The 25,175-nt window shown below is 41.1% G+C and carries 15 protein-coding genes; 14 read left to right on the top strand and 1 reads right to left on the bottom strand.

Going from position 1 to position 25,175, the window contains the following annotated elements:
- Positions 1 to 155: 155 nt before the first annotated feature.
- The gene (locus IL356_RS00830; protein ID WP_225621361.1) at positions 156 to 4,106 is read right to left on the bottom strand and encodes a hybrid sensor histidine kinase/response regulator; all 3,951 of its coding nucleotides are present in this window, start codon (positions 4,104 to 4,106) and stop codon (positions 156 to 158) included.
- 35 nt (positions 4,107 to 4,141) lie between these two features.
- On the opposite strand from IL356_RS00830, the gene IL356_RS00825 reads away from it, so the two are divergent.
- The 14 genes from IL356_RS00825 to IL356_RS00760 all read left to right on the top strand — a co-directional run bounded on the left by IL356_RS00825 (position 4,142) and on the right by IL356_RS00760 (position 25,110).
- Positions 4,142 to 6,157 carry a glycoside hydrolase family 2 protein gene (locus tag IL356_RS00825; RefSeq protein WP_225621360.1) on the top strand — a complete coding sequence of 672 codons (2,016 nt, stop codon included), beginning with the start codon at positions 4,142 to 4,144 and terminating at the stop codon, positions 6,155 to 6,157.
- A gap of 43 nt (positions 6,158 to 6,200) precedes the next feature.
- Positions 6,201 to 7,307: a glycoside hydrolase family 43 protein gene (locus tag IL356_RS00820; protein WP_121847675.1), complete on the top strand. Its 1,107-nt coding sequence runs from the start codon at positions 6,201 to 6,203 to the stop codon at positions 7,305 to 7,307.
- Between the two features lie 648 nt (positions 7,308 to 7,955).
- Positions 7,956 to 11,102 carry a SusC/RagA family TonB-linked outer membrane protein gene (locus IL356_RS00815; protein ID WP_121847676.1) on the top strand — a complete coding sequence of 1,049 codons (3,147 nt, stop codon included), beginning with the start codon at positions 7,956 to 7,958 and terminating at the stop codon, positions 11,100 to 11,102.
- Positions 11,103 to 11,115: 13 nt separating this feature from the next.
- Positions 11,116 to 13,005, top strand: a complete 1,890-nt coding sequence (locus IL356_RS00810; RefSeq protein ID WP_121847677.1) for a RagB/SusD family nutrient uptake outer membrane protein — start codon at positions 11,116 to 11,118, stop codon at positions 13,003 to 13,005.
- Between the two features lie 19 nt (positions 13,006 to 13,024).
- The gene (locus IL356_RS00805) at positions 13,025 to 13,714 is read left to right on the top strand and encodes a DUF3823 domain-containing protein (RefSeq protein ID WP_121847678.1); all 690 of its coding nucleotides are present in this window, start codon (positions 13,025 to 13,027) and stop codon (positions 13,712 to 13,714) included.
- Between the two features lie 198 nt (positions 13,715 to 13,912).
- A complete protein-coding gene (locus tag IL356_RS00800; protein WP_205601271.1) occupies positions 13,913 to 15,070 on the top strand; it encodes a glycoside hydrolase family 43 protein in 1,158 nt (385 codons plus the stop codon).
- Positions 15,000 to 16,805, top strand: a complete 1,806-nt coding sequence (locus IL356_RS00795) for an arylsulfatase (RefSeq protein WP_225621359.1) — start codon at positions 15,000 to 15,002, stop codon at positions 16,803 to 16,805. Before IL356_RS00800 ends, IL356_RS00795 begins: the two co-directional genes overlap by 71 nt.
- A 13-nt stretch (positions 16,806 to 16,818) precedes the next feature.
- Positions 16,819 to 17,991, top strand: a complete 1,173-nt coding sequence (locus IL356_RS00790) for an aldose epimerase family protein (RefSeq protein WP_121850591.1) — start codon at positions 16,819 to 16,821, stop codon at positions 17,989 to 17,991.
- An 11-nt stretch (positions 17,992 to 18,002) separates the two neighbouring features.
- Entirely contained in the window at positions 18,003 to 18,986 is a 984-nt protein-coding gene (locus IL356_RS00785; RefSeq protein WP_121847681.1) for a glycoside hydrolase family 43 protein, read from the top strand.
- Positions 18,987 to 18,997: 11 nt separating this feature from the next.
- A complete protein-coding gene (locus IL356_RS00780) occupies positions 18,998 to 20,218 on the top strand; it encodes a Tm-1-like ATP-binding domain-containing protein (RefSeq protein WP_121850592.1) in 1,221 nt (406 codons plus the stop codon).
- Positions 20,219 to 20,272: 54 nt separating this feature from the next.
- Positions 20,273 to 21,133, top strand: coding sequence for a phosphoenolpyruvate hydrolase family protein (locus tag IL356_RS00775; RefSeq protein WP_121847682.1), 861 nt, complete (start codon positions 20,273 to 20,275; stop codon positions 21,131 to 21,133).
- A 10-nt stretch (positions 21,134 to 21,143) separates the two neighbouring features.
- A complete protein-coding gene (locus IL356_RS00770; RefSeq protein ID WP_121847683.1) occupies positions 21,144 to 21,551 on the top strand; it encodes a cupin domain-containing protein in 408 nt (135 codons plus the stop codon).
- A 49-nt stretch (positions 21,552 to 21,600) separates the two neighbouring features.
- Positions 21,601 to 24,312, top strand: coding sequence for a PVC-type heme-binding CxxCH protein (locus IL356_RS00765; protein WP_121847684.1), 2,712 nt, complete (start codon positions 21,601 to 21,603; stop codon positions 24,310 to 24,312).
- Positions 24,313 to 24,351: 39 nt separating this feature from the next.
- Complete coding sequence (locus tag IL356_RS00760; RefSeq protein ID WP_121847685.1) at positions 24,352 to 25,110, top strand: ThuA domain-containing protein; 759 nt, start codon at positions 24,352 to 24,354, stop codon at positions 25,108 to 25,110.
- The last annotated feature ends 65 nt before the right edge of the window (positions 25,111 to 25,175 follow it).

Here is a 25,175-nt window from a genome sequence, read left to right as displayed (position 1 = left end):
CGCACAATAATTAAACAGTAATTATTTTGGTACCTACAAGAACGGTAGAACATGAACTCTTATTGTCATTTTTTCGACGAAACGCAAGAAGCATTAGATGGTAGGCAACGTATCAAAGCTGAAGAATAATGTATACTTCGAAATCTAAAATCGTATCAATCTTTTTTATTCATGTATTCGGTAGGGCTCATCTCAAACTGTTTCTGGAAATTACGCCCGAAGCTCGTTGCAGAATTATAACCTACTATCTCAGCTACCTCAAATACCCTATAATTGCCTGTTTTTAATAGTTCTGCCGACTTTTTTAAGCGAGCAATATTTATGAGTTCGTTGGGGCTTAGGTTTGATATATCTTTTATTTTTCGATAGAGTGTAGAGCGGCTCATATGCATGATTTCCGCCAAAGTTTCAACATTTAAGTCAGGATCGGCCATATTCTGAATGATCACTTCATCTAGTTTCTTGATAAAGGTATCATCGGTCTTAGTGCTGGCAATGCTTCTAATATGAGCTAAAGGCGAACTTGCGTAATGCTCCATTACGTGCCTTCTGTTCTCTATAAGATTGGCTATATGTACTTTTAAGTGCTTGACTGAAAATGGCTTTTCTATATAGGCGTCCGCACCGGATTCAAGTCCTTCCATTTTTGCGGACATGGCACTTTTAGAGGTAAGAAGAATGACCGGAATATGGCTTGTTTCAAGATTGGTCTTTATCTTTTTACATAAGGTAAATCCATTCATGCCCGGCATCATCACATCGCTAATAATTAGTTGAATGTTTTCTTCATGAAGAAGTTTTAATGCTTTTTCACCATCCGTAGCCTTTAAAACATAATAGTCTTCCCGAAGTTCTTTGGCCACAAAATCGAGAAGTTCAATACTGTCTTCGACCAATAATACCGTATTTTCATTGCTTTGTGTTGCCGGTTGGTCAGCGATAGGTTCTTCTATATCTTCTTGTTCAACAGCTTTAGGCCTGAGCATGAACTCTTTCTCTTGGTTGATGGGCAGTTTTAGCACAAAGCTGTTCAAAGAACCATCGGAGGTGTCTAGGCTCAAGCTACCGCCGTGCATTTCGGTAAGCGATTGTGCCAAGGCCAGACCGATACCGGTTCCGGTTTGGTTTTCTGAACCCGAAACGCGATAAAATGGCTCAAAAATCTTTTCCTTTAGATGACCGGGAATTAAATCTCCATCATTTTTAATGGTCAGTTCAATCGTCGATTCATTCCTCTTTAAATCAACCAATACTTTTGAATCGGCATATTTAATGGCATTGCCATAAAGGTTGCTTAAAATCTTCTTGAGAGCTTCGCTATCGACCGAGGCGTAAATATCCTCATCTTCCGAATTCAATCGGAAATCGACTTCCTTATCGCGAATGGCCTCGCTGAACCTCTCATAGGTTGACTGTATGAGTTTGGTGATATTCGTTCTCACGAAAGTTAAATCGACCCTTTCGATCTCCGTTTTTCTAAAATCCAACAGCTGATTGACCAAATCAAGAAGGCGATTGGTATTTCTTTTGACTATGGCGAGATTCTCTTTTACCCCAGGTATCTCATGGGACCTTCTAAGAGCTTTTTCCAGGGGACTTTTGATGAGTGTCAATGGTGTTCTGATCTCATGTGAGATATTAGTGAAGAACTCAATTTTGGCCTCATAAATTTCTTTCTCTTTTCTACTGTTCAATTGCCGTATTTTTCGGTCGTTCTTGAACTTGATGCGCTGGTGATAGGTTCTAAAGCTTAGAAAAATAAGCAATAGTGTCAGCAAGGTATAAAGTAAGTAGGCTAGATTGCTTTTGTAAAAGGGAGGTAGCACCTTTATTTGAAGACCGGATGTTTCCATGCCCCATACACCACTACTGTTCATTGATTTTACGAAGAAATTATAATTGCCCGGTGCCAACTCGGTAAAATAGACCTTATGGTCTTTCTGTAGATGCACCCAGTCATTGTTAAGCCCATCCATCTTGTACCAATATTCTGTATTCTCTGGCGCATTGAAACTTAAAGCGGCGAATTCGAGACTGAATGATGATTGCGACGGTTTTAGCGTTAGTTTTTTTAGCGATGTAATTGATTCTTCAATTGGTGAATCTTCTTGGTTTACAAAAACGTCTTGGTTGTCTATCTGTAAGGCGGTGATATAAGTTGGTGCACTGTAATTGTTCTTTTTGAAATTTTTGGGGTTAAAACTGACCATGCCGTTGACACTTCCGAAATACATGGTGCCATCATCGGCTTTATGGGCGGCCATATAATTAAATTGATCACTCTGTAGCCCATCCGCCTTTGAATATATCTTTTTATTGCCGGTTATGGCATTGAATTCGACCAACCCGTTAGAGGTACTCATCCAAAGATTGCCACTGTCATCTTCTAATGTGGCATAAAACACATTGGTAGGGAAACCATCTTTGAGTCCGTAGCGTTTAAACGCTTTGGTTTCTTCAAGAAAGAGATTCAGTCCATTTTCGGTATTCACCCAAATGTTATTTCTACTATCTTGAAATATTGAGTTGATGTGGTTGTTCGAGATACTGTTCTGTGTAGAACTATTATATCTATAAGCTTCTTTTTCTCCAGTTGCCGGATTATATGAATAAAGCCCATCGAACGTGGTGCCTGCCCATAAAATGCCTGATTTGTCTTCTAAAAAACTGGTGTAGTGTAAATTGTCAGGAAACCCTTCAAACAATTCAAATTTTTCTGTGGTCGGGTTAAAGGTCTGTACTCCAAAGGTCGATAGAAAGAAGATTTCGCCTGACCGTGTCTGGTTGATTGCGAATACAAAATTACTCCGCAGGCCATGAGCCATATCGGTGCCGTAGTGCTTGATAATCTTATTCGTATTGATGTCCATAATATCAATACCATTGTCGAACATACCGATCCAAAGTTTATTGTCAATAGGAAGCAGACCGTGAACGTTGTAATGCGCTAGAATACCATCTTTCTGTTTTTCAATAGATGTAAAATTTGTGAAACTATCTTTTTTTGGGTTGTATTTATTGAGCCCGCCATCTTCTGTGCCAATCCAAAGGTTTCCATATTTATCGGCAGTGATTTCACGAATGGCGTTTCCGTTAAGTGAGTTCTGGGCTGACTTTGGAAAGTATTTTTTGAATGGCGAATATTGTTTTGATTGGTAGTTGATGCCCCCAAAATAGGTTCCGGCCCAAACACCTCCCTCTTTATCTACGGTCAAACTATAGACGGCATTATCGGAAAGGGCATAAGGGTCGTCGTAATTCTTCTTAAGATTACTGTATTTCTTGGTTATCAGGTTGAAAATATGCAATCCGGATTCAGTAGCTACCCAAAGTTCGTCATTGCTACGCAGGGCAAAGTCGCGAACATATTGCTTGCCAGAAGTAAGAAAGCCGATTTCCTGTAGTCTTTCCGAAATAATATCAAATGCAAGCACGCCATGATTTTGAGTGCCCAACAAAATGGTTCGGTCATCAAGCGAGAAAAGTTCGTTAATGCCAAAAGGGCTACTGGGGCTTGCTTCGACATCTAGGGCATGTCTGGTAAATTTGTTGGTAATCTTATCGTATTTATATAAGGTATTTGTTGAACAGGCCCATAACCCATCTTTGGTGTTGATAACATCGGAGGCGTAGAAATTTTCGCTTGCCTCGAACTTAGTACTCTCCTTTTTGTTGGGGTCATATTTAATAAGACTACTTTCTGCGATGTACCAGAGATTACCATCTGAGTCGCCACTCATATCAATGATCTGGTTGTTCTCGGTACCTTCTACAAAATCAAAATTTTCCAGTTTTTCGTTATAGGAAAGAAGCCCGTTATCGGTACCTACCCAAATAGTACCGTTTAATTCAAAAAGACTTTCTACATAGTTGCTTCGTAAGCTTTTTGGGTCGTCTTCATTTTTTTGAAATAGCCTAAAATTATATCCGTCAAAACGATTTAGGCCACTTTTAGTACCGAACCACAAAAATCCTTTTTCATCTTGAATAGAGCTGAGAACCGTATTGTGAGAAAGGCCATCTTCAACTTTATAGTGCTCGAAATAAAATTCTTGCCCGCAAAGTATTGAGGCGTGAAGTAAAAGTAGGGGTAATAAGGTCTTCATTCTCATCAAAATCGGCCGAATATCGTTAAAAGTTAATGAAAAATTCACAACAAAATGTTTCATACACCATACGAAACAGTTCAAATTTAATTATAGGTATCAACATCGGTGATTTTGAACAATTTGTACGAAATAAAGAAACGGGCGTGTATTGCATCTTTTCTTTCAAATTGGTTTCTTTAGAGAATAGTTGTAAAATAATTCATTTGATAACCGCCATGAGACACTCTATTCTTGCCTTTCAAAATGTGAAAAAACTTATTCTTGCCATTTTTACTTTGGCTTTTCTAACGACCAATGCGCAATGGAAGCCGGCCGGCGATAAAATTAAAACCAAATGGGCCGAAAGTTTAGATGCAGAAAATGTTCTTCCTGAATATCCCAGACCGATAATGGAGCGTTCAGAATGGAAAAACTTAAACGGTTTGTGGGATTATAGCATCTTGAAAAAGGGTGCTCCACTTCCTGAAAGTTTTGATGGAAAAATTTTGGTTCCTTTTGCGGCCGAATCTAGCTTGTCAGGCGTGATGAAAGAAGTAGGGTCATCAAATGAGCTTTGGTACCGCACAAAATTCAATATTCCGGAAGGGTGGAGCGGACAGAATATCCTGTTACACTTTGGGGCGGTCGATTGGAAAGCTGATATCTGGATCAATGACGTAAAAGTAGGTTCGCATACGGGCGGTTATACTCCTTTTTCGTTTGATATAACTCCATTCATACAAAGTTCAGAGCAGGTTTTGACCGTGAAAGTTTGGGATCCGACTGACGAAGGTCCTCAACCTCGCGGCAAACAGGTGAAAAAGCCTGAAGGTATCTGGTATACTCCCGTAACAGGTATTTGGCAAACCGTGTGGATAGAACCTGTGAATACCAAAAGCATTGTTAGTTTAAAGACAGTTCCTGACATTGATAATAATACGGTAAGCATAAAAGTTGAAACAGAAGGTACCTCTTACGGCGATATAGTTGAGATTTTAGCTTTTGACGGTGAAACTGAAATTACGACCGCAAAGGCAAATGTGGATCAAGAAACTGTTTTAAGTATTCCAAATGCTAAACTGTGGTCGCCGGAATCTCCCTTTCTCTATGATATACAGGTGAGATTGCATAGCCAAAATAATCAGGTTGACGAGGTCAAAAGCTATTTCGGAATGCGAAAAATATCCATGAAAAAAGATGACTACGGTATTGTGCGCATGCAGCTGAACAATAAAGATTACTTTCAATTTGGCCCCTTGGATCAAGGTTGGTGGCCCGATGGTTTGTATACGGCACCTACCGATGAAGCCCTGAAATACGACATTGTCAAGACCAAAGAACTGGGCTTTAATATGATTAGAAAGCATGTTAAGGTTGAGCCCGCTAGGTGGTATGCCCATTGCGATAGACTCGGTATATTGGTTTGGCAAGATATGCCTAGCGGAGATAAAAGTCCTCAGTGGCAGAATCACAACTATTTCACCGGTACGGAATTAAAAAGATCTGCAGAATCTGAAGAAATCTATCGTAAGGAATGGAAGGGTATTATGGATTATCTCTATTCCCAACCTAGTATCGTGGTTTGGGTTCCTTTCAATGAGGCGTGGGGTCAGTTCAAAACAGAAGAGATAACGGAATGGACAAAGGCTTATGATCAAAGTAGACTTGTAAACTCCGCCAGTGGGGGTAATTTTTATCGTACAGGTGATATTGTCGACTTACATAATTATCCTGGGCCGGCCATGTACTTATATGATGCGCAAAGGGTAAATGTCTTAGGTGAGTATGGAGGAATCGGCTTGCCCTTAAAAGGCCATTTATGGAAACCGGATAATAACTGGGGCTACATAAAGTTCAAAAACTCAAAAGAAACTACCGATGAATACATCAAGTATGCGAAAGAGCTCAAGAACTTGGTCAAAGCAGGTTTCTCAGGAGCGGTATATACACAGACGACCGATGTAGAAGGTGAAGTTAATGGTTTTATGACCTATGATAGAAAGGTAGACAAAATGAACATCAAAGAAGTCAAGAAAATTAATCAAGAAATCATCGATACTTTAAATTAATCCTTTGTTAAACGTAACAATCATTTTTTACAACTAGAATCTTATGAGAGAGGTTTTGCCCTTAGTGTTGCTGTTATTGTTTTTCTCTTGTAAGGAAACCGAAAAGGAAGCTGCTGAAAATTCAAAAACTGATCTTGTTCAAGAAGATGAAAAATCACTCAGCTATTTCACAAACCCGCTATTAGATAGTGGTGCGGATCCTTGGACCATCTATTACGAAGGAAATTTTTATTACATAAAATCTGGCGGTAACGCTATCACTTTGATGCGAACTGCAGATATTACTGATTTAAGAAATGCAGAGTCGAAGGTAATTTGGCGCGCACCTGAAACCGGCGATCATTCTAGAAATATCTGGGCCCCTGAAATTCATAATATTAATGGGCACTGGTACATTTATGTGGCGGCAGATGATGGTGATAATCGAAATCACCGCATGTTCGTTATAGATAATAGCTCTCCTGACCCGTTCAAAGGTGAGTTTAAAGTAAAGTCTAAACTAAAGACTGACAAAAATGATAATTGGGCCATTGATGGAAGTATTTTTGAGCACCAAAGCCAACTCTACTTTATTTGGTCTGGTTGGGAAAATCCCAAGGTCGATGGAGGTGAGGAGATGCAGAATATTTATATAGCTAAAATGTCTAACCCATATACGATAAGTTCTGATCGTGTATTGATAAGTACTCCAGAACATGATTGGGAAAGAAACTGGCATTACCCTGGGGTTTGGAAACCGGATGCCCCTGTTTACGTTAATGAAGGGCCTCAAATGTTAGCTCATGGTGATAAGGTGCATATTGTTTATTCCGCAAGCGGATGCTGGACTCCCTATTATGCACTTGGCCTTTTGACGATGAATAAGAATGATGATCCTATGGAAAAATCATCATGGTCTAAATCGGAAGACCCTATTTTTCAACAGGCGAAAGAGAAATCTGTGTTCGGAACTGGACATAACTCCTTTTTCAAAAGCCCGGATGGTACCGAAGACTGGATATTGTACCATGCAAATGACACTCCTGTCGATGGTTGCGGGAACAAAAGGTCTCCTAGGGCCCAGAAAATTTCTTGGTCTTCAGATAATATGCCTATTCTTGGCGAGCCTATTGAAACCTCTGAGAAATTGGTCAAACCTTCAGGATTATAAATAAGAAAATAGTAAGAGTCAAATTTGGATTGTTTAGAGTTTAAGCACGATGCCACCCTTGGATTGGGGTGGCATTTTTTATGTACCAGTTCTAACATCTCCTTCTTTGAACTTTCTCAATTTAAACAATACTTCAAGTCAGGTAATTACTTGGATGGATTTGATTCTTGTCATCCTTTCAGGATAGGAGACTTCTTTAGTCATCTCGCGAGACGTTTTAAACCAACCTGAAATGGCAACTTCAGCACAGATTGTTCTGATTTCACTTTTATTGATACGATTTGACTTGTTCCATATGGTTATTAAACCATTTGAAAATCAATTATTTAAATCTTTGTTAATTGATTGGTATACAATCTGTCTCAAACCGCAACAATTTGTATCAATAAAGACTCTTCTCTTAACCTTCTCTTAAAATTTGAACGATTTGTATGATAGAATGATACAATCCACAGAGTAATAGGATTCTGAATTCATTTTATTTGATCATTGGCAATTTGTCAATTTTAAAGCTCTATCTCAAATAAATACTCAACTAAAACAACTTAAAATGAAATTATGACACAAACACCTTTCTCAATTTAAGAATCTATCAATTTACTCAACTAGCAAACTAATCTCTAAGCAATCATTCAAAAATGAGAAACAATGAAAAAACCAAAGACTAACATTATCGAGAAGATTCTTGTGTCTGTTTTTCTGGTGTGTGCAGTTATGTACCAAGGATACGGACAAGATGCACCTTCGGTGACGGGTACGGTTACAGCTGCCAGTGATGGCGCTCCGTTACCAGGGGTTTCGATTATTATTAAAAATACAACTACAGGGGTGACCACTGATTTTGATGGTAATTATACTGTCAATGCCCCGGCTGATGCAACTTTGATTTTCAGCTATATCGGTTTTCAAAGATTGGAAGTGCCTGTTAATGGTCAAGCAACGGTCGATGTTCAAATGAACGAAGATGTTGCCGCCCTTGACGAAGTGGTAGTAACGGGTTACTCTACCCAAGACAAAAAGTCTATTACGGCTGCAATATCTACTGTTACCAGTGAAGATTTAGAGAATGTGCACGCAGGTGCATCGGTAAGCTCTGGTCTGGCCGGTAAAATTTCTGGTGTAACGTTTAAAATGCCCGATGGTAGACCTGGTGCTACTGCAACCGTTCAAATACGTAATATGGGTAACCCTCTTTACATTATAGATGGTATTCAATCTGACGTAGGGCAATTTAATAATATTTCTCCAGGCGATATCGAAAGCATTTCGGTACTGAAAGATGCTGCTGCTGCTATTTACGGGGTAAGGGCCGCCAACGGGGTTGTGGTTGTAACAACCAAAAGAGGTAAGAAGAACTCTAAAAACGTTGTGAATGTCAATGCCTATTACGGTGGTCAGAATTGGTCGCGTTTCCCTGATGTTGTGAACGACTCTTATACCTATATGAGCAAAAAGGCCGAAGCGGATTTGAACGAGTTTGGTGAGACACAAATTACTCCCGAAGAATTGGAGCGCTATAGAGTTGGTACAGAACCAGGCTATCAGTCGTTCAATTGGAAGGATTTTATCATTAAGAAAAATGCACCATTGTACAGTGTAAACGTAAGTACAACAGGGGGTTCTGAAAAAATCAACTACTACATATCTGGAACCCATCTTAAACAGGAGGCGGTCTTGGGTCCTGAATTTAATTTTGAAAGAACAAATATTCAAAACAACCTCGACGCAAATATTACCGATCGTTTAAAGGTTGGCATGCAAATCAGCGGTCGTATAGAAACTACCGATAACCCCGGTATTCCAGGGGCCGATGATTATTGGTTGCCAAGGTTCGCCATTTTGCGTAACCGCCCATTTGAGCGTCCTTATGCTAACGATAACCCTGATTATCTGAATGATATAGGGCATAACGAAACCAACTGGGCGCTGCACAATAAAGAAATTGGAGGTTATTCAACCAACATCTTAAGAACTATGCAATCGAACTTTAACGGTGAATACCAATTTGGCGGGGTGTTAGAAGGTCTATCGGTGAGAGGTATGTACTCGTACTATATTCAAGATCAAGTATTGAACGGTCACGAATATACCTATGAAGCATATACCTATGATGCTGAAAATGACGCTTACAACGTGACAGGTGGCAGTACCAACCCATGGCGTGAAAGAAGAAATCGCAAAATTGTTAAAAATGTCTATCAAGGGCAGGCTCAGTATAAAAAGGCTTTTGGTAGTGAGCAAGAGCACAATGTAGAAGGCCTTTTCTTGGTAGAAAGACAAGAAGAGCGTGATCAAAACCAATGGATGCGTTCGGTTCCTGAAAACAATATTCTTCCGTTAATGTACTTTGCCAACTTGGTCGAATTCAATGATTTCGATGGTGAGTTAGCCCGAATCGGTTATATCGGTAAGTTCAATTATAACTACAAGCAGAAATATTTCTTGGAGATTTCCGGTCGTCAAGATAAGTCTTGGAAGTTTGCCCCATCAAAAAGAACCGGTTTCTTCCCTTCTGGTTCCATCGGTTGGAGGATGACCGAAGAAGATTGGTATGAGACTATCGCTGGAGAAGATGCTTGGTTGACAGAATTTAAGTTAAGAGCTTCTTACGGTATTTTAGGTGATGATGATATCGGAATCGGTGCTTATGATTATTTGCCAGGTTATAACTACAACGTGGGTACTGCCATTTTAAACGGAGAACCTGTAGTAAGTGCCAGAGATAAAGGTCAGATTGTAGATAACCTTACTTGGTTCAAAAGTAAGATAACCGATATCGGTATTGATTTCGCTCTATTTGATGGCAAGGTAACAGGTTCTTATGATTGGTTCTACCGTTTACGTACCGGTCTTAGAGGCTTTAAGTATGATATACTTATACCAAGTGAATTGGGTTACACCTTACCTGACGAGAACGTAAATAGTGATTCGCAGGCAGGTTTCGAGGGCGCATTGACCTACAATGATAGTTTTGGTGATTTCAATGTTTCGGTTTCCGCCAACGGATCCTATTCAAGAGGAAAATTTATCGAATCCTATAAACCAAGATTTTCTAATTCATGGCAAGAATACAGAGCTTCAAGTGAAGGCAGGTATAATGATATGCGTTGGGGTTATAATGTAATTGGAGAGTTTCAAACACAAGAGGAAATCAATAACTACACCGTAGATATTGATGGCCAAGGTAACCGCACGCTTCTTCCAGGTGATTTGATTTATGAAGATATCAATGGTGACGGGCGTATTAATGGTTATGACGAGAAGCCTATTGGGTATTCGTTCGGTAAACAACCGAATATCAACTTCGGCTTGAACATTAGACTTTCTTATAAAGGTGTCGATATGACAGCAGATTTTTCTGGAGGTTCTGGCTATTCTTGGATTCAGAACTGGGAAACCCGTTGGGCTTTCCAAAACCAAGGGGCACTTAATAAGATATTCTTGGATAGTTGGTCAAGACAGGATCCTGCAAACCCCAACAGTACTTGGGTTCCAGGAAAGTATCCAGCACTTAGATACAATGCAGGTTATCATAGCAATTACAGGGTTTCTACCTATTGGATGCATAATGTAACTTATTTGCGTGCACGTACTTTAGAACTGGGCTATTCGTTACCAAAACCTTGGTTGGATAAAGTCGGTTTTCAAAAGGCTAGATTTTATGTAAACGGTTACAATCTCTTCTCGTTTGACAATCTTAAGAAATTCGGAATTGACCCAGAGGTAAATGAAGAGAACGGATTGCAGTATCCGCAGAACAAATTTGTTAACGTAGGGGTTAACCTTTCTATCTAAAATTGATCGAAAAATGAAAAAGCATATTTATTTACTACTAATTGCGAGTGTAGCAATATGGAGTTGCTCTAAGAATGACGAAGAGTTTTTAGATCGGCCGTCTACCTCGATTTTAACACAAGAACAGATATTCTCTGATCCAAAAACCACACTTTCGGTATTGGCAGACCTGTATAATAGGTATTATGATTTTGGTACGGTTGAAGACTGGGCTTCTCTAGCCGGCTTTAATGTCGCCTATTGGTCTGAAGCGGGTAGATACCCTGAATTTCAAAACGATGGTTGGGGCTACGGAGCTTGGGGCACTTGGGACTATGCGTATATAAGGGAAATCAATTTGTTTCTTGAACGTTGCTCCGAGGCTACCGAACTGACCGAGGAAGACAAGACCAGATTCTTGGCAGAGGCTAGATTCTTGAGAGCTTCCTATTATTTTGAAATGGTAAAAAGAATGGGTGGGGTTCCGCTTATTCTTGAATCGGAAACGTACGATTTCAGCGGTGATGCTTCTTATTTGCAGCATCCACGTGAAACAGAGGCCGCTATTTATGATTTTGTGATCAGTGAAGCTGAAGCATTGAAAGATATATTGCCAAACGACGCCAATACCAAATCAAGGGCTACCAAAGGTGCCGTTCTGGCCATGCAGGCCAGAGCTGCACTATATGCCGCTTCGATTGCCAAGTACGGTGCTACAACACCACAAGTTTCATTGCCTGGCGGTGAGGTGGGTATACCGGCCTCAAGAGCCAACGAATATTACACAAAAGCCTTGGAAGCTTCCGAAGCAATCATCAATGGCGAAGCAGGTGGCTACGGTCTTTATACCAAGAAGCCTGATCTTTCTGAAAACTTCTCCAGCATCTTTTACGATAAGGCGAACAACCCAGAAGCTATTTTTGTTGAAGATTATCTAGTAGGTGGAGGTAAAACCCATGGTTATACCATTGTGAACCAACCAAGATTCGGAGCCGAAGAAGAAGAAGGTGGGCGTATCAATCCAAGTCTACAGTTTGTTCAATCATTTGAATTGTTGGATGGTACTTACGCACCACTTGAAAATGAAATCGGCGGTGCTCCGGTATATTTTGATAATATCGGAGATATCTTTCAAGGTAGGGATGCCCGCCTGGCAGGAACGGTTATTCTTCCAGGAAGCAAGTTCAAGTCTACCGATGTTGATATTTGGGCCGGTGTAGTTTTGGCAGATGGTTCTGTTGTTAGCGGTGATTCAAGAGGTCAACAAAAAGAACTTCCTGGAATGACCGGACAAGTGCAGGTGGTAGGTTTCGATGGGCCAATCGATGGACTCGAGTTCACGGCACAGACAGGTTTTTACATTAGAAAATACCAAGATCCGGCAACTGGATCAGGTAGAAGAGGTACTCAAAGTGATGTTTGGTTCATCAGGTATCGTTATGCAGAGGTGTTATTGAACGCTGCTGAAGCTGCTTTTGAGCTTAACCAACCAGATTTGGCTGCTGATTATTTGAACGATGTTCGCGAAAGGGCAGGTCTTACTGTGCCATTGACCGCTGCTGATGTTACCTTCGATAAAATAGTACATGAGAGATATGTTGAATTAGCTTTTGAGGGTCTTCATTTCTTTGATTTGAAAAGATGGAGACTTGCTCATGTCATTTTGGATGGTAACCCGATTTCCCCCGAAGAGGTTACCGAGAACATCGGTGTTGCCACCAAAAGAGAAACACAGCCGTACAACATCTGGCCTTACAAGTACTATAATCCAGGTGACGCTAATGATGGCAAATGGTTGTACAGAATCAATAGACTTTCCCGAATTACTGGATCCGATAGGTTCCGCTTAGGAAACTATTACTCTGAAATCGGTCAGGGATTGATTAACAATAATCCGAAGCTGGTCAGAAATCCTAATCAATAAAACTAGAAAACTAAAGAACATGAAAGTAAAATTCTATATACTGGCCTTACTTGTACTAGCGGTTTCTGCCTCATGTGAATTGGATAACTTCAATGAACCTGATGCCGACTTTACTGGAAATATTGTATATGAGGGTCAAGCGATACCAGTTGCGAGAAACCAGGTAAGGTTTGAATTATGGCAATCGGGCTATGGCAGCCCAGCGCCTATTGACGTAGCTATAGCTCAAGACGGAAGCTTTAGCAGCAGACTTTTTTCCGGAGACTATAAATTGATTTTTCTACCGGGTGAAGGTCCATTTAGAGCTTCCTCCGATACTCTGTATTTTAATCTAAGCGGAAACAAAACTATGGACCTCAATGTTACTCCTTATTATATGATCCGTGGGGCTCAGTTTTCGCAATCTTCCGGAACGGTAAGCGGCACTTGCGGTGTTGATCAAATAATTACTGGTGCAAATGGCAGGGCCGTTGAACGTGTTACCTTGGTAATCAACAGAACCCAGTTTGTCGATACCAACAGTGGGGGTGAAGGAAGCATTGCCCAGGTCGATGCCGATTTAAGTGATTTGAGCAACCTTTCAATGTCGGTAGATATACCCGAGGATGCCAAAAAACCGGATCAAGACTACATTTTTGCCCGTATCGGGGTAAAGGTAGAGGGTATTGAAGATATGATTTATACACCTGTTGAAAAGTTAAACTTGTAATACATTGCTTTTCCCTGTAATGAAGCGAGAGATGGTGCAGATGAATAAAGGGAAGAGTATCTTAATGATTGGCTAATGTTGAGTTGTTAGTAGTTACTTATCTTGAGGTTTTACCGGGCTTCCGTGGTACGGAGCCCGGTATTTCAATAAAAGACTAGGCTATAAACAATGAATGCCTAACTTAAAGGCAAAAATATAATGATAGATTTTAGAGCTTCTACATATAGAACTTTCTTTTTGGGCATTTGTATGTCAACCGTCTTATTCTGTTCGTGTAAGGAGAAGGTTGAAAAAAAACAAGTTAAAGAAGTAGCTGTTGAAACGTTTTCTAACCCGATAGATGTTGAATTTGGGGATCCATTTGTGTTGGATAATGGCGATCGCACTTTTTATATGTATGGAACAGGCCAAGTTGAAAATGGCTTTGCTACCTATTCATCAAATGATTTGGTGAACTGGAAGTTCGAAGGCCGTATTTATGAAGGAAATACCGAAGCATCTTGGACTCAGAAGAACTTTTGGGCGCCCGAAGTGTACAAATTTGAAAATCAGTATTTCTTGTTTTTCAGTGCCGATTATAAGGATAATCCCAACAATGAACTTGAAAATTTCAAGATTGGGGTGGCTATTTCCGATAGTCCTAAAGGTCCTTTTAAAGATTTGACCGACCAACCTTTATTTGATCCCGGGTATCCTATTATAGACGCGAATGTCTTTAAAGATGACGATGGTAAATTTTACCTTTATTATTCGAGGGTTTGCTACAAACATCCTGTAGAGAGTGAGATTTCTGAATGGGCCAAAAAAGAAGGTCTGTATGACGAAATTGAAGAAAGTTGGGTCTATGGGGTAGAATTGGCAGCTGATTTTAAAAGTGTTATCGGCGAACCCCAATTACTACTTAGGCCACCGCTTGAAATGAACGACCGTAATGCCGAATGGGAAAGTCGTTCGGTTACTTCGAAAGAAGTAAATAGAAGATGGACAGAAGGTTCTTTTACCTTTAAAAATAACGGCACTTATTACATGATGTATTCGGCAAACCACTACGCAGGCCCAAATTATGCGGTGGGTTATGCCACATCTAATTCGCCATTAGGTCCTTATCAAAAGGCAGATAACAACCCTGTTTTACAGAAGAATATAGATAAGGGCGGCAATGTTACCGGAACCGGTCATAACATGGTCTTATTTCTAGATGGTGGAAAAAAAATGTACACTGTTTACCATGGTCGTACACAGGCAACAGGAGAAAATAGAGTTGTTTTTATTGACCAGATGAATATTGAAGAAGACGGCACTTTGGTGGTCGATGGCCCAACCACGGAACCGATTCCAAGACCATTGCAGAATTAAAAAATACAATCCGAAAGGCAAAAAACTAGTGTTAAAAATTGCAACCTACATATCGATAGTTTTATCAAGCCTTTTGGTCATTACCTTTTTCTCGATTGGTAGTGATGCTAAGTCGCAAACATATAAAGTTCAACCTAAGAAAGACGATAGGCCAAATATTGTAATCATAATGGCCGATGATCTCGGTTTTTCAGATTTAGGTTGTTACGGGGGCGAAATAAATACACCGAACCTAGACCGTCTGGCTGCGACAGGTATAAGGTCTACTTCATTTTATAATACTTCCCGCTGTTGCCCCACGAGGGCTTCTTTGCTCACTGGGTTATATCCACACCAAGCGGGTCTGGGTAGAATGACAATGGATGCAGGTCTGCCGGGTTATCAAGGTACATTGAACGAAAATACTGTTACTATTGCCGAGGTACTGAAAAAAGAAGGGTATCAAACGGGTATGGTAGGTAAATGGCATGTTTCTGAAACGAATGATTTAGGAGGTGAGAAACAACTCAAATGGTTGGCTCATCAAGAAAACTACGGCCCGTTTTCCGATTTAAAAACATACCCTACCGCAAGAGGATTCGATAAATTCTATGGCAATATCTGGGGTGTGGTCGATTATTTTGATCCATTTAGTTTGGTCAATGGCAACCAGCAGGTAGAAAAGGTACCCGAAGATTATTATCATACGCAAGCTATAGGAGATTCGGCTGTTGCCTATGTAAACGAGTTTTCTAAAAAAGAAAATCCATTTTTCTTGTACGTGGCCCATTGTGCCCCCCATTGGCCCCTTCAAGCCCCTGATAGTATAATTCAAAAGTATGTTGATAAATACGAGAAGGGCTGGCAAGCTATTAGGGAAGAACGACATAAAAATTTGGTAGAAAAGGGATTGATATCTGAAGATACTAAATTGCCAGAATTTATGTTTCCCGAATTAAATTGGGAAAATAATTCCGATAAAGAATGGGATGTACGCGCTATGGCCGTACATGCTGCTATGGTCGATGTTATGGATAGAACCATTGGCGAGTTGATGAACAAACTCGAAGAGACCGGCGAACTAGAAAATACGTTGGTACTCTTTCTCTCCGATAACGGGGCGAGTTCAGAAAGACCCTCTAACTATGGCCCTGGTTTCGACAGGGCAGGAAGTACACGAAATGGCCAACAGGTTCAATTTCCTGTTAATAAAGAAGTGCTTCCCGGGCCTCAAACGGTTCTTTCAGGTATCGGTCCGCAGTGGGCCCATACCGTAAATACCCCCTTTCGGTTTTGGAAGGCCAAAGTCTTCGAAGGTGGTATCAATACTCCGTTTATAGCGTCGTGGCCAAAAGAACTAAAGAATAATGGGGAGGTTAGAACAGTGCCGGCCCACGTGAGTGATATTATGGCAACCTGTGTAGAAGTCTCTGGCGGTACTTATCCAACAGAATTTGATGGAAGGTCAATAACCCCAACTCCTGGTAGCAGTTTGATTCCTTTATTAAATGGCAGTTCCAGTCGACCCACACAAGAAACTTTTTTTTGGGAACATTTCGGTTCTCAAGCACTACGTAAAGGAGATTTAAAATTGGTAAGGTTAGATGCTGGACAACCGTGGGAACTATATAACCTATCGAACGATAAAACGGAACAGGTCAATTTGGCCGCTACCCATCATAAAGAAGTAAAAGAATTAGCGAAAGAATGGGAAGAACTGGCTGGCAAATACCAAGTTTACCCTGCTCCAAATTAAAAAAAGTATGATTATGAAACTGAAATTATTTGCTTTAAGCATTTTGCTAACGGTAGTTTTTTCATGCAAACAAGAAAAGAAGCAGGGTCAACCGCAACAAGAAGAGGCCACTGAGGTTATGGAGACCAGAGCCAAAAATCTTAATGCCGGGGCTTTTGATACGATTGTCGATGGTAATCAAGTAAAACTCTATTGGCTTAAAAATGATGATATTGAAGTAGCTATCACCAATTATGGTGGAAGAATAGTGGGCCTGTTTACGCCAGATACCAAAGGCGAATGGGTAGATGTGGTTATTGGGCGTGGCAGTGTCAAAGAATATATCGATGGTCCGGAATCTTATTTCGGAGCTTTGATAGGAAGGGTGGGCAATCGAATCGCAGGAGGTAAATTCAGCATAGATGGCAAGAACTATTCGGTAGAGACCAATAATGGTGAAAATGCCTTGCATGGGGGGCCGAACGGTTTTCAAGATAAAGTTTGGAAAGTAGAGTCTAGTAATGATACTACGTTGGTATTGAATTATTTGTCGGAAGATATGGAAGAAGGTTTTCCTGGGGCTCTAGATGCGAAGGTAACTTACCATTTGATAAAGCCTAACACCCTAAGAATTGAATACGATGCGGTAACCGACAAGCCGACCATTGTTAACCTTACCAATCACGCTTATTTCAATTTGAATGGAGAGGGCAGTGGTAACATTTTAGACCATGAAATGATATTGTATGCCGATAAGTTTACCCCGGTCGATGAAACCTTGATTCCTACGGGAGAGTTAAAAGCGGTAAAGAACACTCCTTTTGATTTTACAGAACCTCATAGAATAGGGGAGCGAATTGAAGCGGAAGATACTCAAATTAAATATGGAGGTGGCTACGATCATAATTTCGTTCTTAGCGATGAAACGAACAATTCTTTAAAGCAGGCCGCTACGGTAGTAGGCGACAAATCAGGTGTGGTTATGGAAGTCTTCACGACCGAACCCGGCGTGCAATTCTATAGTGGTAATTTCATGAATGCAGAGAATAAGTTAAAGTCGGGCGCACGCGATGAACATCGATCCGCTTTCTGTCTTGAAACCCAACATTACCCAGATTCGCCCAACCAAAAGAATTTTCCGACCATTAGATTAAACCCGGGAGAAGAGTATCATACGATGACTGAATACCGTTTTTCCACAAAATAAAGTACCTACCAATGAGATATAGTATTTCTTTTCTATCCATTTTTATCGGCATTCTTTTTAGCAGTTATGGTCAAGATTCCTCGGCAAATCCTTTGTTGGCCGATCCGACTATTTTTCAAGAAGATGGTACATATTATTTATATGGAACCACCGGAGATCCAAAAATGGGAAAGGATAAAGGTTTCTTGGTCTATACTTCCAAAGATTTAGTTGACTGGCAAGGTCCCTCTGGCCCGTCAAAAGGGTTGGCCATGAGAAAGGGAGATGCATTTGGTACAAAGGGCTTTTGGGCTCCACAAATATTTAAGTACGACTCTAAATATTATATGGCCTATACTGCCGATGAGCACATCGCATTGGCTACTTCGAGCCATCCTTCCGGTCCTTTTAAGAATAAAGAAAAGAAAGACTTGCAGGCTCCCGTAAGGCAGATAGATCCCTTTATTTATTTTGATGATGACGATAAAAAATACCTTTACCATGTAAGGTTGACGGAGGGTAACCGAATTTTTGTAGCTGAACTTGAAGACTCGTTAGAGACCATAAAACCTGAGACGTTAAAAGAATGTATTTCTGGCGAATTGCCTTGGGAAAATACGTGGGATAGCGAATGGCCCGTAACCGAAGGGCCTACTATTTTGAAGAGAAACGGAATTTATTACATGATTTATTCCGCGAATGATTTTCGTAATCCTGATTATGCCGTTGGCTATGCCACTAGCAATCATCCTTTAGGTCCTTGGACCAAATCTAAAAACGGACCTTTTATTACCAAAGAGATTTTAGGAATCAACGGAACAGGCCACGGAGATATTCTAGAGCATGAAGACGGTTCTTTGTATTATGTCTTTCATACCCATTTTGATGATTCAAAGGTACAGCCGAGACGCACTGCAATTGTCAAATTAGTATTTAGCGACGGTGACGAAGGGCACGAAGAAATAAGCATTGATAAAAACACATTTAGGTTTTTGCAACTTGAGGGCAAAAAATGATTAATAAGCATATGAGTGAAAAGACTAAGGTGGCGATGGTGGGCTGTTTTGATACCAAAGCAGAAGATTTCGCCTACCTACATAGTTGTTTAACAAAAGGAGGTGCTGAGGTAGTTTCCATTAATACGGGTGTTTTAGGCAGTACCGACCGGTTTGCTGTAAATTTTGAGGCTGATAAGGTTGCTGAGGCTGCAGAACTAAACATCGCAGCATTGAGGGAGGCGAACGATAGAGGAGAAGCGCTTATTGTCATGGGTAAAGGAGCAGGACAAATTCTGGCAAACCTTTTCCAAAAGAATGAGATAAATGCAGTTATCGGAATGGGCGGTGGCGGTGGTACCTTTGTTGCTATAGAAGCTATGAAAACCCTACCATTCGGTGTGCCAAAACTGTGTTTGAGTACCTTGGCCACTAAAGATTTATCAGAAAAGATTGAGGATAAAGATATTGTTCTGATGCCTTCAATTGTTGATGTAGCGGGTCTTAATCGCATAAGTAGGGTGTTGATCAATCAAGCCGCAGGTGCCATTTTAGGAATGGCCAATATCGTGCCTTTGAAAGATAGCGATACCAAAGGCAGTATAGCCCTTAGTGTATTTGGTAACACCACCGTATGTGCGAATAGGGCTTCTGAAATCTTAAAGTCAAAAGGATACGATGTTCTGGCTTTTCATGCCGTAGGTACCGGAGGCAAAACGATGGAGTCTTTAATGGAAGAAGGTGTTTTTGACGCCGTACTTGACCTTACGACCACTGAATTGGCTGATGAGCTGTGCGGGGGTATCTGTAGCGCTGGTCCCCATAGATTAAAATCTGCCTCAAAAATGGGCCTTCCGCAAGTGGTGGTTCCCGGGTGTATTGATATGGTGAATTTTGCCGCGAAAAGTACGGTTCCTGAAAAATACCAAGACAGGCATTTGTTCTCATGGGCCCCCGACGTAACCCTTATGAGAACGAATAAAGAAGAGAACGATATACTGGGCAGGCAAATTGCTGAAAGGTTGAACAGTTCAAAGAACGCCGTTACCGTTGTTCTTCCCTTGAACGGATTATCTAAAATAGGGGCTAAAGGTGAGGTGTTTTATGACGCAGAGGCCGATAAGCAACTTTTTAAGTCTCTATGTGAGCATCTAGACCCGAAGATAAAAGTAGTTGAGGTAGATGTAAACGTAAACACTCCGGAATTAGCCGAAGTGATAACCGAAGAGTTGTTGCTGTTATTGGATAAATAAAATTGAAAGTAATTCAAACAAAATATAAGTATAACCAAAATTAAATATTGAAGTATGCCTAACAAATGGACGGGAATAGGTAACCCTTATACCAAACAAGAAGTAAGAGACCGTTTAAAAAAGGTTTTAGATCAAAACAAAGCTATTATCGGTGCAGGAGCGGGAACTGGTATCAGTGCCAAATTCATTGAAAAAGGTGGCGCCGACCTTATCATTATTTACAATTCTGGTCGATTTAGAATGAGCGGGCATGGTTCTACCGCAGGTATGATGGCCTACGGCGACGCCAATGCCGTAGCTATGGAAATCGGTGAGTTCGAGGTATTGCCGGTAGTCGAAGAAGTGCCGGTTATCTGTGGGGTTCACGGTAGTGATCCAAGAAGAAGAATGTGGCATTTTCTTGGTCAAGTGAAAGACATGGGCTTTTCCGGAGTCAATAACTTTCCTACCCACTCAATTATCGATGGCCATTTTAGAAACGTTCTGGAAGAAACAGGAATGGGTTTTAAAAAGGAGGTAGCCATGGTCGACTTGGCTACTAGAATGGATATGTTCTCTGTGGTCTATGTGGCCAAACCCGAAGAAGCGGTTCAAATGGCCGAAGCAGGTGCAGATGCCATTATTGCCCACGTAGGTACTACTGTCGGTGGTTCGATTGGTGTAACCGATGCAACCGTTTCTATGGATGCTGCTCTTGAACGTACCCAAGAAATAGTAGATGCTGTTAAAAAAGCTAATCACGATACATTCTTTTTAGCGCACGGTGGCCCAATTAACACTCCTTCTGATGTTAGGTATGCCTTAGACCACGTTGACGGTTTACACGGTTTTGTGGGCGCTTCCTCTTTGGAAAGAATGGGGGTTGAAGCTTCATTGACCAATTTGACCAAAGAGTTCAAATCGTTAACCCTTTAGAAAATAGAACATGTCCGATCAATGGAAATTTGTTAAGGAAGAAGATTTAATGTTCGAGGAAACCGTTGGCAGGCTCCATTATTGGCATTACCACCCTGAAACCATGGCAGGCGCACAGTCTTATATGGTCAAGGTGGTAGTGCCCGAGGGCATGGGCCACGATTTTCACAGGCACCCCAATATGCACGAAATACTGTACATACTTAAGGGTAGGGCCGAACAATGGATCGAAGATGAAATGCAATATCTAGAGGTGGGTGATTCTATCTATATAGATAAAGATGTGGTGCATGGCACTTTTAATGCAGGTAAGGGTGATCTTGAGTTTTTGGCCGTATTATCGCCACCAGAGGGCTGGGAAGCTGGTACACTTGATGTGAGCCAACAAGAACCCTACGCCAGTTACCGAAAAAAATAGACCAAGGGCCTACCTGAATGGCCTACTTACTAATCAAGAATATAGAAGAATGATAAAATTTAAATCTGGCCTTTTTTTGGCCATTTTGGGTATGGGGCTCTATTCCTGTACCGAAACAAAAGAACCGCCACCGCCTCTTACCTACACGGGGGAAAACCCTAAGGTACAAGATCCACTGAGTCCTGAAGATTCACAAAAGCACATTCAGTTACCGGAAGGCTTTAGCGCACATCTTTTTGCGGCCGAACCGAATATTATCAACCCGATAGCCTTTACTTGGGATGAGAAAGGAAGGCTATGGGTAGTGCAGTCAAAAGATTATCCCCACGACTTGGCGAATGATGTGGGCGGTGACCGCATTACCATATGTGAGGATACCGATGGTGACGGCAAGGCGGATAAGTTTACCGACTTTGCTACCGAACAAAGTTTGACCACCGGAATTGTTTTGGTCAAGGGGGGAGCTATTGTTTCCCAAGCTCCTGAAATGGTCTTTTTAGAAGATACAGATGGGGATGATAAAATGGACAAGCGCACCGTTCTTTTTGATGGCTTCGGTACGTTTGATACGCATGCAGGCCCGTCAAGTTTAAGATATGGTCTTGATAATAACTTATGGGGTGCTGTTGGATATTCTGGATTTGAGAACACCTTCGGCGATAAGAATGTCAAGTTTGAAAGAGGTGTTTATCGCTTTGGTCAAGATGGTTCTTTTTTAGAACCAGTGGGTCAATTCGATAATAATACATGGGGAATGGGCTATAACGAGAATTTCGAAATTTTCGGTTCTACCGCCAATAATAACCATGCTTGCTATGTGGGCATTCCTTTAAAGCACTATGAATATTTGGAGAAACTTCCTTCTTGGGCTTTAAATGCCGATTTTATTCAAGGCCACTACGAAATTTCTCCCGTTACCGACATCCCCCTGCAACAGGTCGATGTTCGTGGTGGTTTTACCGCGGCTTCCGGGGCTAACTTTTATACGGCAGGCAACTATCCAAAAGAATATAGAAATCAAATGTATGTAGCAGAGCCTACCGGACATTTGGTTCACATTGCCAAAATTGTAAAAGATGGGGCAGGTTATAAAGAGGTCGATGGCGGAAATATTTTTGCCAGTACCGATGCTTGGACAGCCCCTGTATTCGCTGAAACCGGGCCCGATGGTAACCTTTGGGTTGCAGATTGGTACAACCCCGTTATTCAGCACAACCCCGATAAAAGGGGAATGGACAATCAAATATGGAATGCCGACAAGGGTGAGGGCAATGCTCACATCAATAAATTAAGAGACTATGGTCATGGTCGTATCTACATTGTAAAATACGATGATAAGACAGATGATGCCATAACATCTTTAGATGCAGGTGATAACGAAGCTCTTCTGGCCGCTTTAAAAAGTGATAATCTTTTCTGGCGAATCACGGCGCAACGCTTGATTGTTGAAGAAGGTAAAAAAGAGCTCGTTGGTGAATTAATTGCAATGGCCGAAGAAGGTTTAGGGCAGAATGATGAAATCAATGCTCCTGTTCTGCATGCTTTGTGGACCTTGGATGGTTTGGAAGCTTTTGATGGAGAAGATGCCAAAACGCTAGATCTTTTAAAAAAGGCACTTGAAAACGGAAGCTTTGCCGTGAAGAGAGCAGCTATGGCCTTGTTGCCAAACGATACCGCAGGTAGTGAATTACTTGCCGGGTCCAAATTATTGACCGATTCGAATGCCCAAGTGAGGTTGGCGGCGATAGTTAGGGCCTCTGAACTTCCTGAATCATCAGGACTTTATACTGCCATGGAAAAGTTGGCAGGTGATGCTTCCAATAGTTCTGATAAGTGGTTGAATGCAGCTACCAAGGTATACTTTAGAGAACTGAATTATGAAACTGTTGATCCTGCCGTGGTAGAAATGATAGTTCCTTCTGCAGAAGACCGTGCTTCGCAATGGTTGTATACCACTTCAGATCCTGGAGATGATTGGGCATCGGAGCAGTTCGATACCTCTAGCTGGAAAAAGGGAGATGCCTTCTTTGGGGGTAAGGCCATTGAAAAAGCTAAATCACTTTGGGATTCAAATGACATCTGGTTAAGAAAAGAGTTTCAATTGAATGAAGCAATTGAAGAGCCGGTCTTGAAGATTGCCCATGACGATGACTACGAAGTTTTCATCAATGGTGAGAAGTTGATGGCTGAATCGGGCGCCAGTGGTCAGGCCTATAAGTTCATCAAACTTGATGAGGCCAAAAGCCAATTGTTCAAGAAAGGCAAGAATGTAATAGCACTGCACTGTATAAATACGGGAGGTGATCAATACATCGATATGGGTATCGGTAAAGTAGGTGAGACCAAGGCCGATGTGGTCTTTGATCTTAAAACGGTTCCTCAAGAGATGGCTTTTGACCAAACCGAACTATTTGCCAAGGCCGGTCAAACCATAGAAATCAAATTGAAGAACATGGATCAGATGCCGCATAACTTGGTGGTTGTAAGACCTGAAAGCCTTGATGCTTTTGGACCTCTAGTAGACGAGTTTGTGGCTACGCCGGAAGCGGAAAAAATGGGTTACGTTCCTAATTCACGTTATGTCTTGGGTGCGACCACTATGCTTGCCCCGAATGAAAGTGATTCCATAATCATCAACTTGCCGAACAAGCCGGGCCGATATCCTTTTGTGTGTACATTTCCTGGGCACTGGAGGTTTATGCAAGGGGTCATTATTGTAACACCCAATGGCGAAAAAGAGGTTCAGGTCACAGGGGCATAACCATGTGAGAGTGATATATAAACAGAAATAAAACAGAAAATGAGAAACATACTATTAGGTCTTGCTACATTAACGATGGCCGTCGGTTGTAAGACGCAAGAACTGCCAAAAGAATATGCTACTGATGCTGCAAAGGGGCATTACATAGCCAATAATAAAAAGGCTAGTAAAATTGCAATTACCGGAGGAGGCGGATCCCATGATTTTTTAAAGTTCTTCGGAAAAGCTGATGGAAAAATCTTGAGTGAAAATGGTAGCAATACGGTGGTCTATTCAGAAGATATGGAAGAAATAGCTTCTTTGGTTCCAGTTGTTGACGTGCTTATGTTGACCAACAATAAACCGTTAAGTGCCGAGGTTAAGGAATCCATTTTTTCCAATGTAGAAAGTGGTAAGCTTGATATGCTTATTTACCACCCGAGCACATGGTACAATTGGGAAGATTGGCCCAAATACAATAAAGAGTTGGTAGGTGGTGGATCACGCTCGCACGAAGAACTGCAAGAGTTTGAGGTGATTGTTACCAGACCGGAACATCCTATTATGAAAGACGTTCCAGCTACTTTTAGAATTGTAGATGAACTTTACCGTTGGGAAAAAGACCCTGCCGGAACAGATGTCGAGGTCTTGGCCATTGGTAAAGGTTTAGAGTCAGGTGAAGAATTTCCTGTGGTTTGGGTAGTGAAACATCCAAAGGCAAAAATTGTTGGTAATACGTTAGGGCATGATGAAAGGGCCCACGATTTACAGGCGTATCAAACTTTATTGAAGAATAGCCTTAATTGGTTGAATAAGTAAAATAGGTTATAATGGTAATGTTGGTTAAAAAGTTCATATGCTTGAGTATTTGTTGGATGGTATTT

The sequence above is a fragment of the Euzebyella marina genome (assembly GCF_014855515.1).
GTDB classification, from domain to species: Bacteria; Bacteroidota; Bacteroidia; order Flavobacteriales; family Flavobacteriaceae; genus Euzebyella; species Euzebyella marina.
The sequence above is the reverse complement of the archived record's forward strand: the minus strand, read 5'-3'. Positions and strand labels throughout refer to the sequence as shown.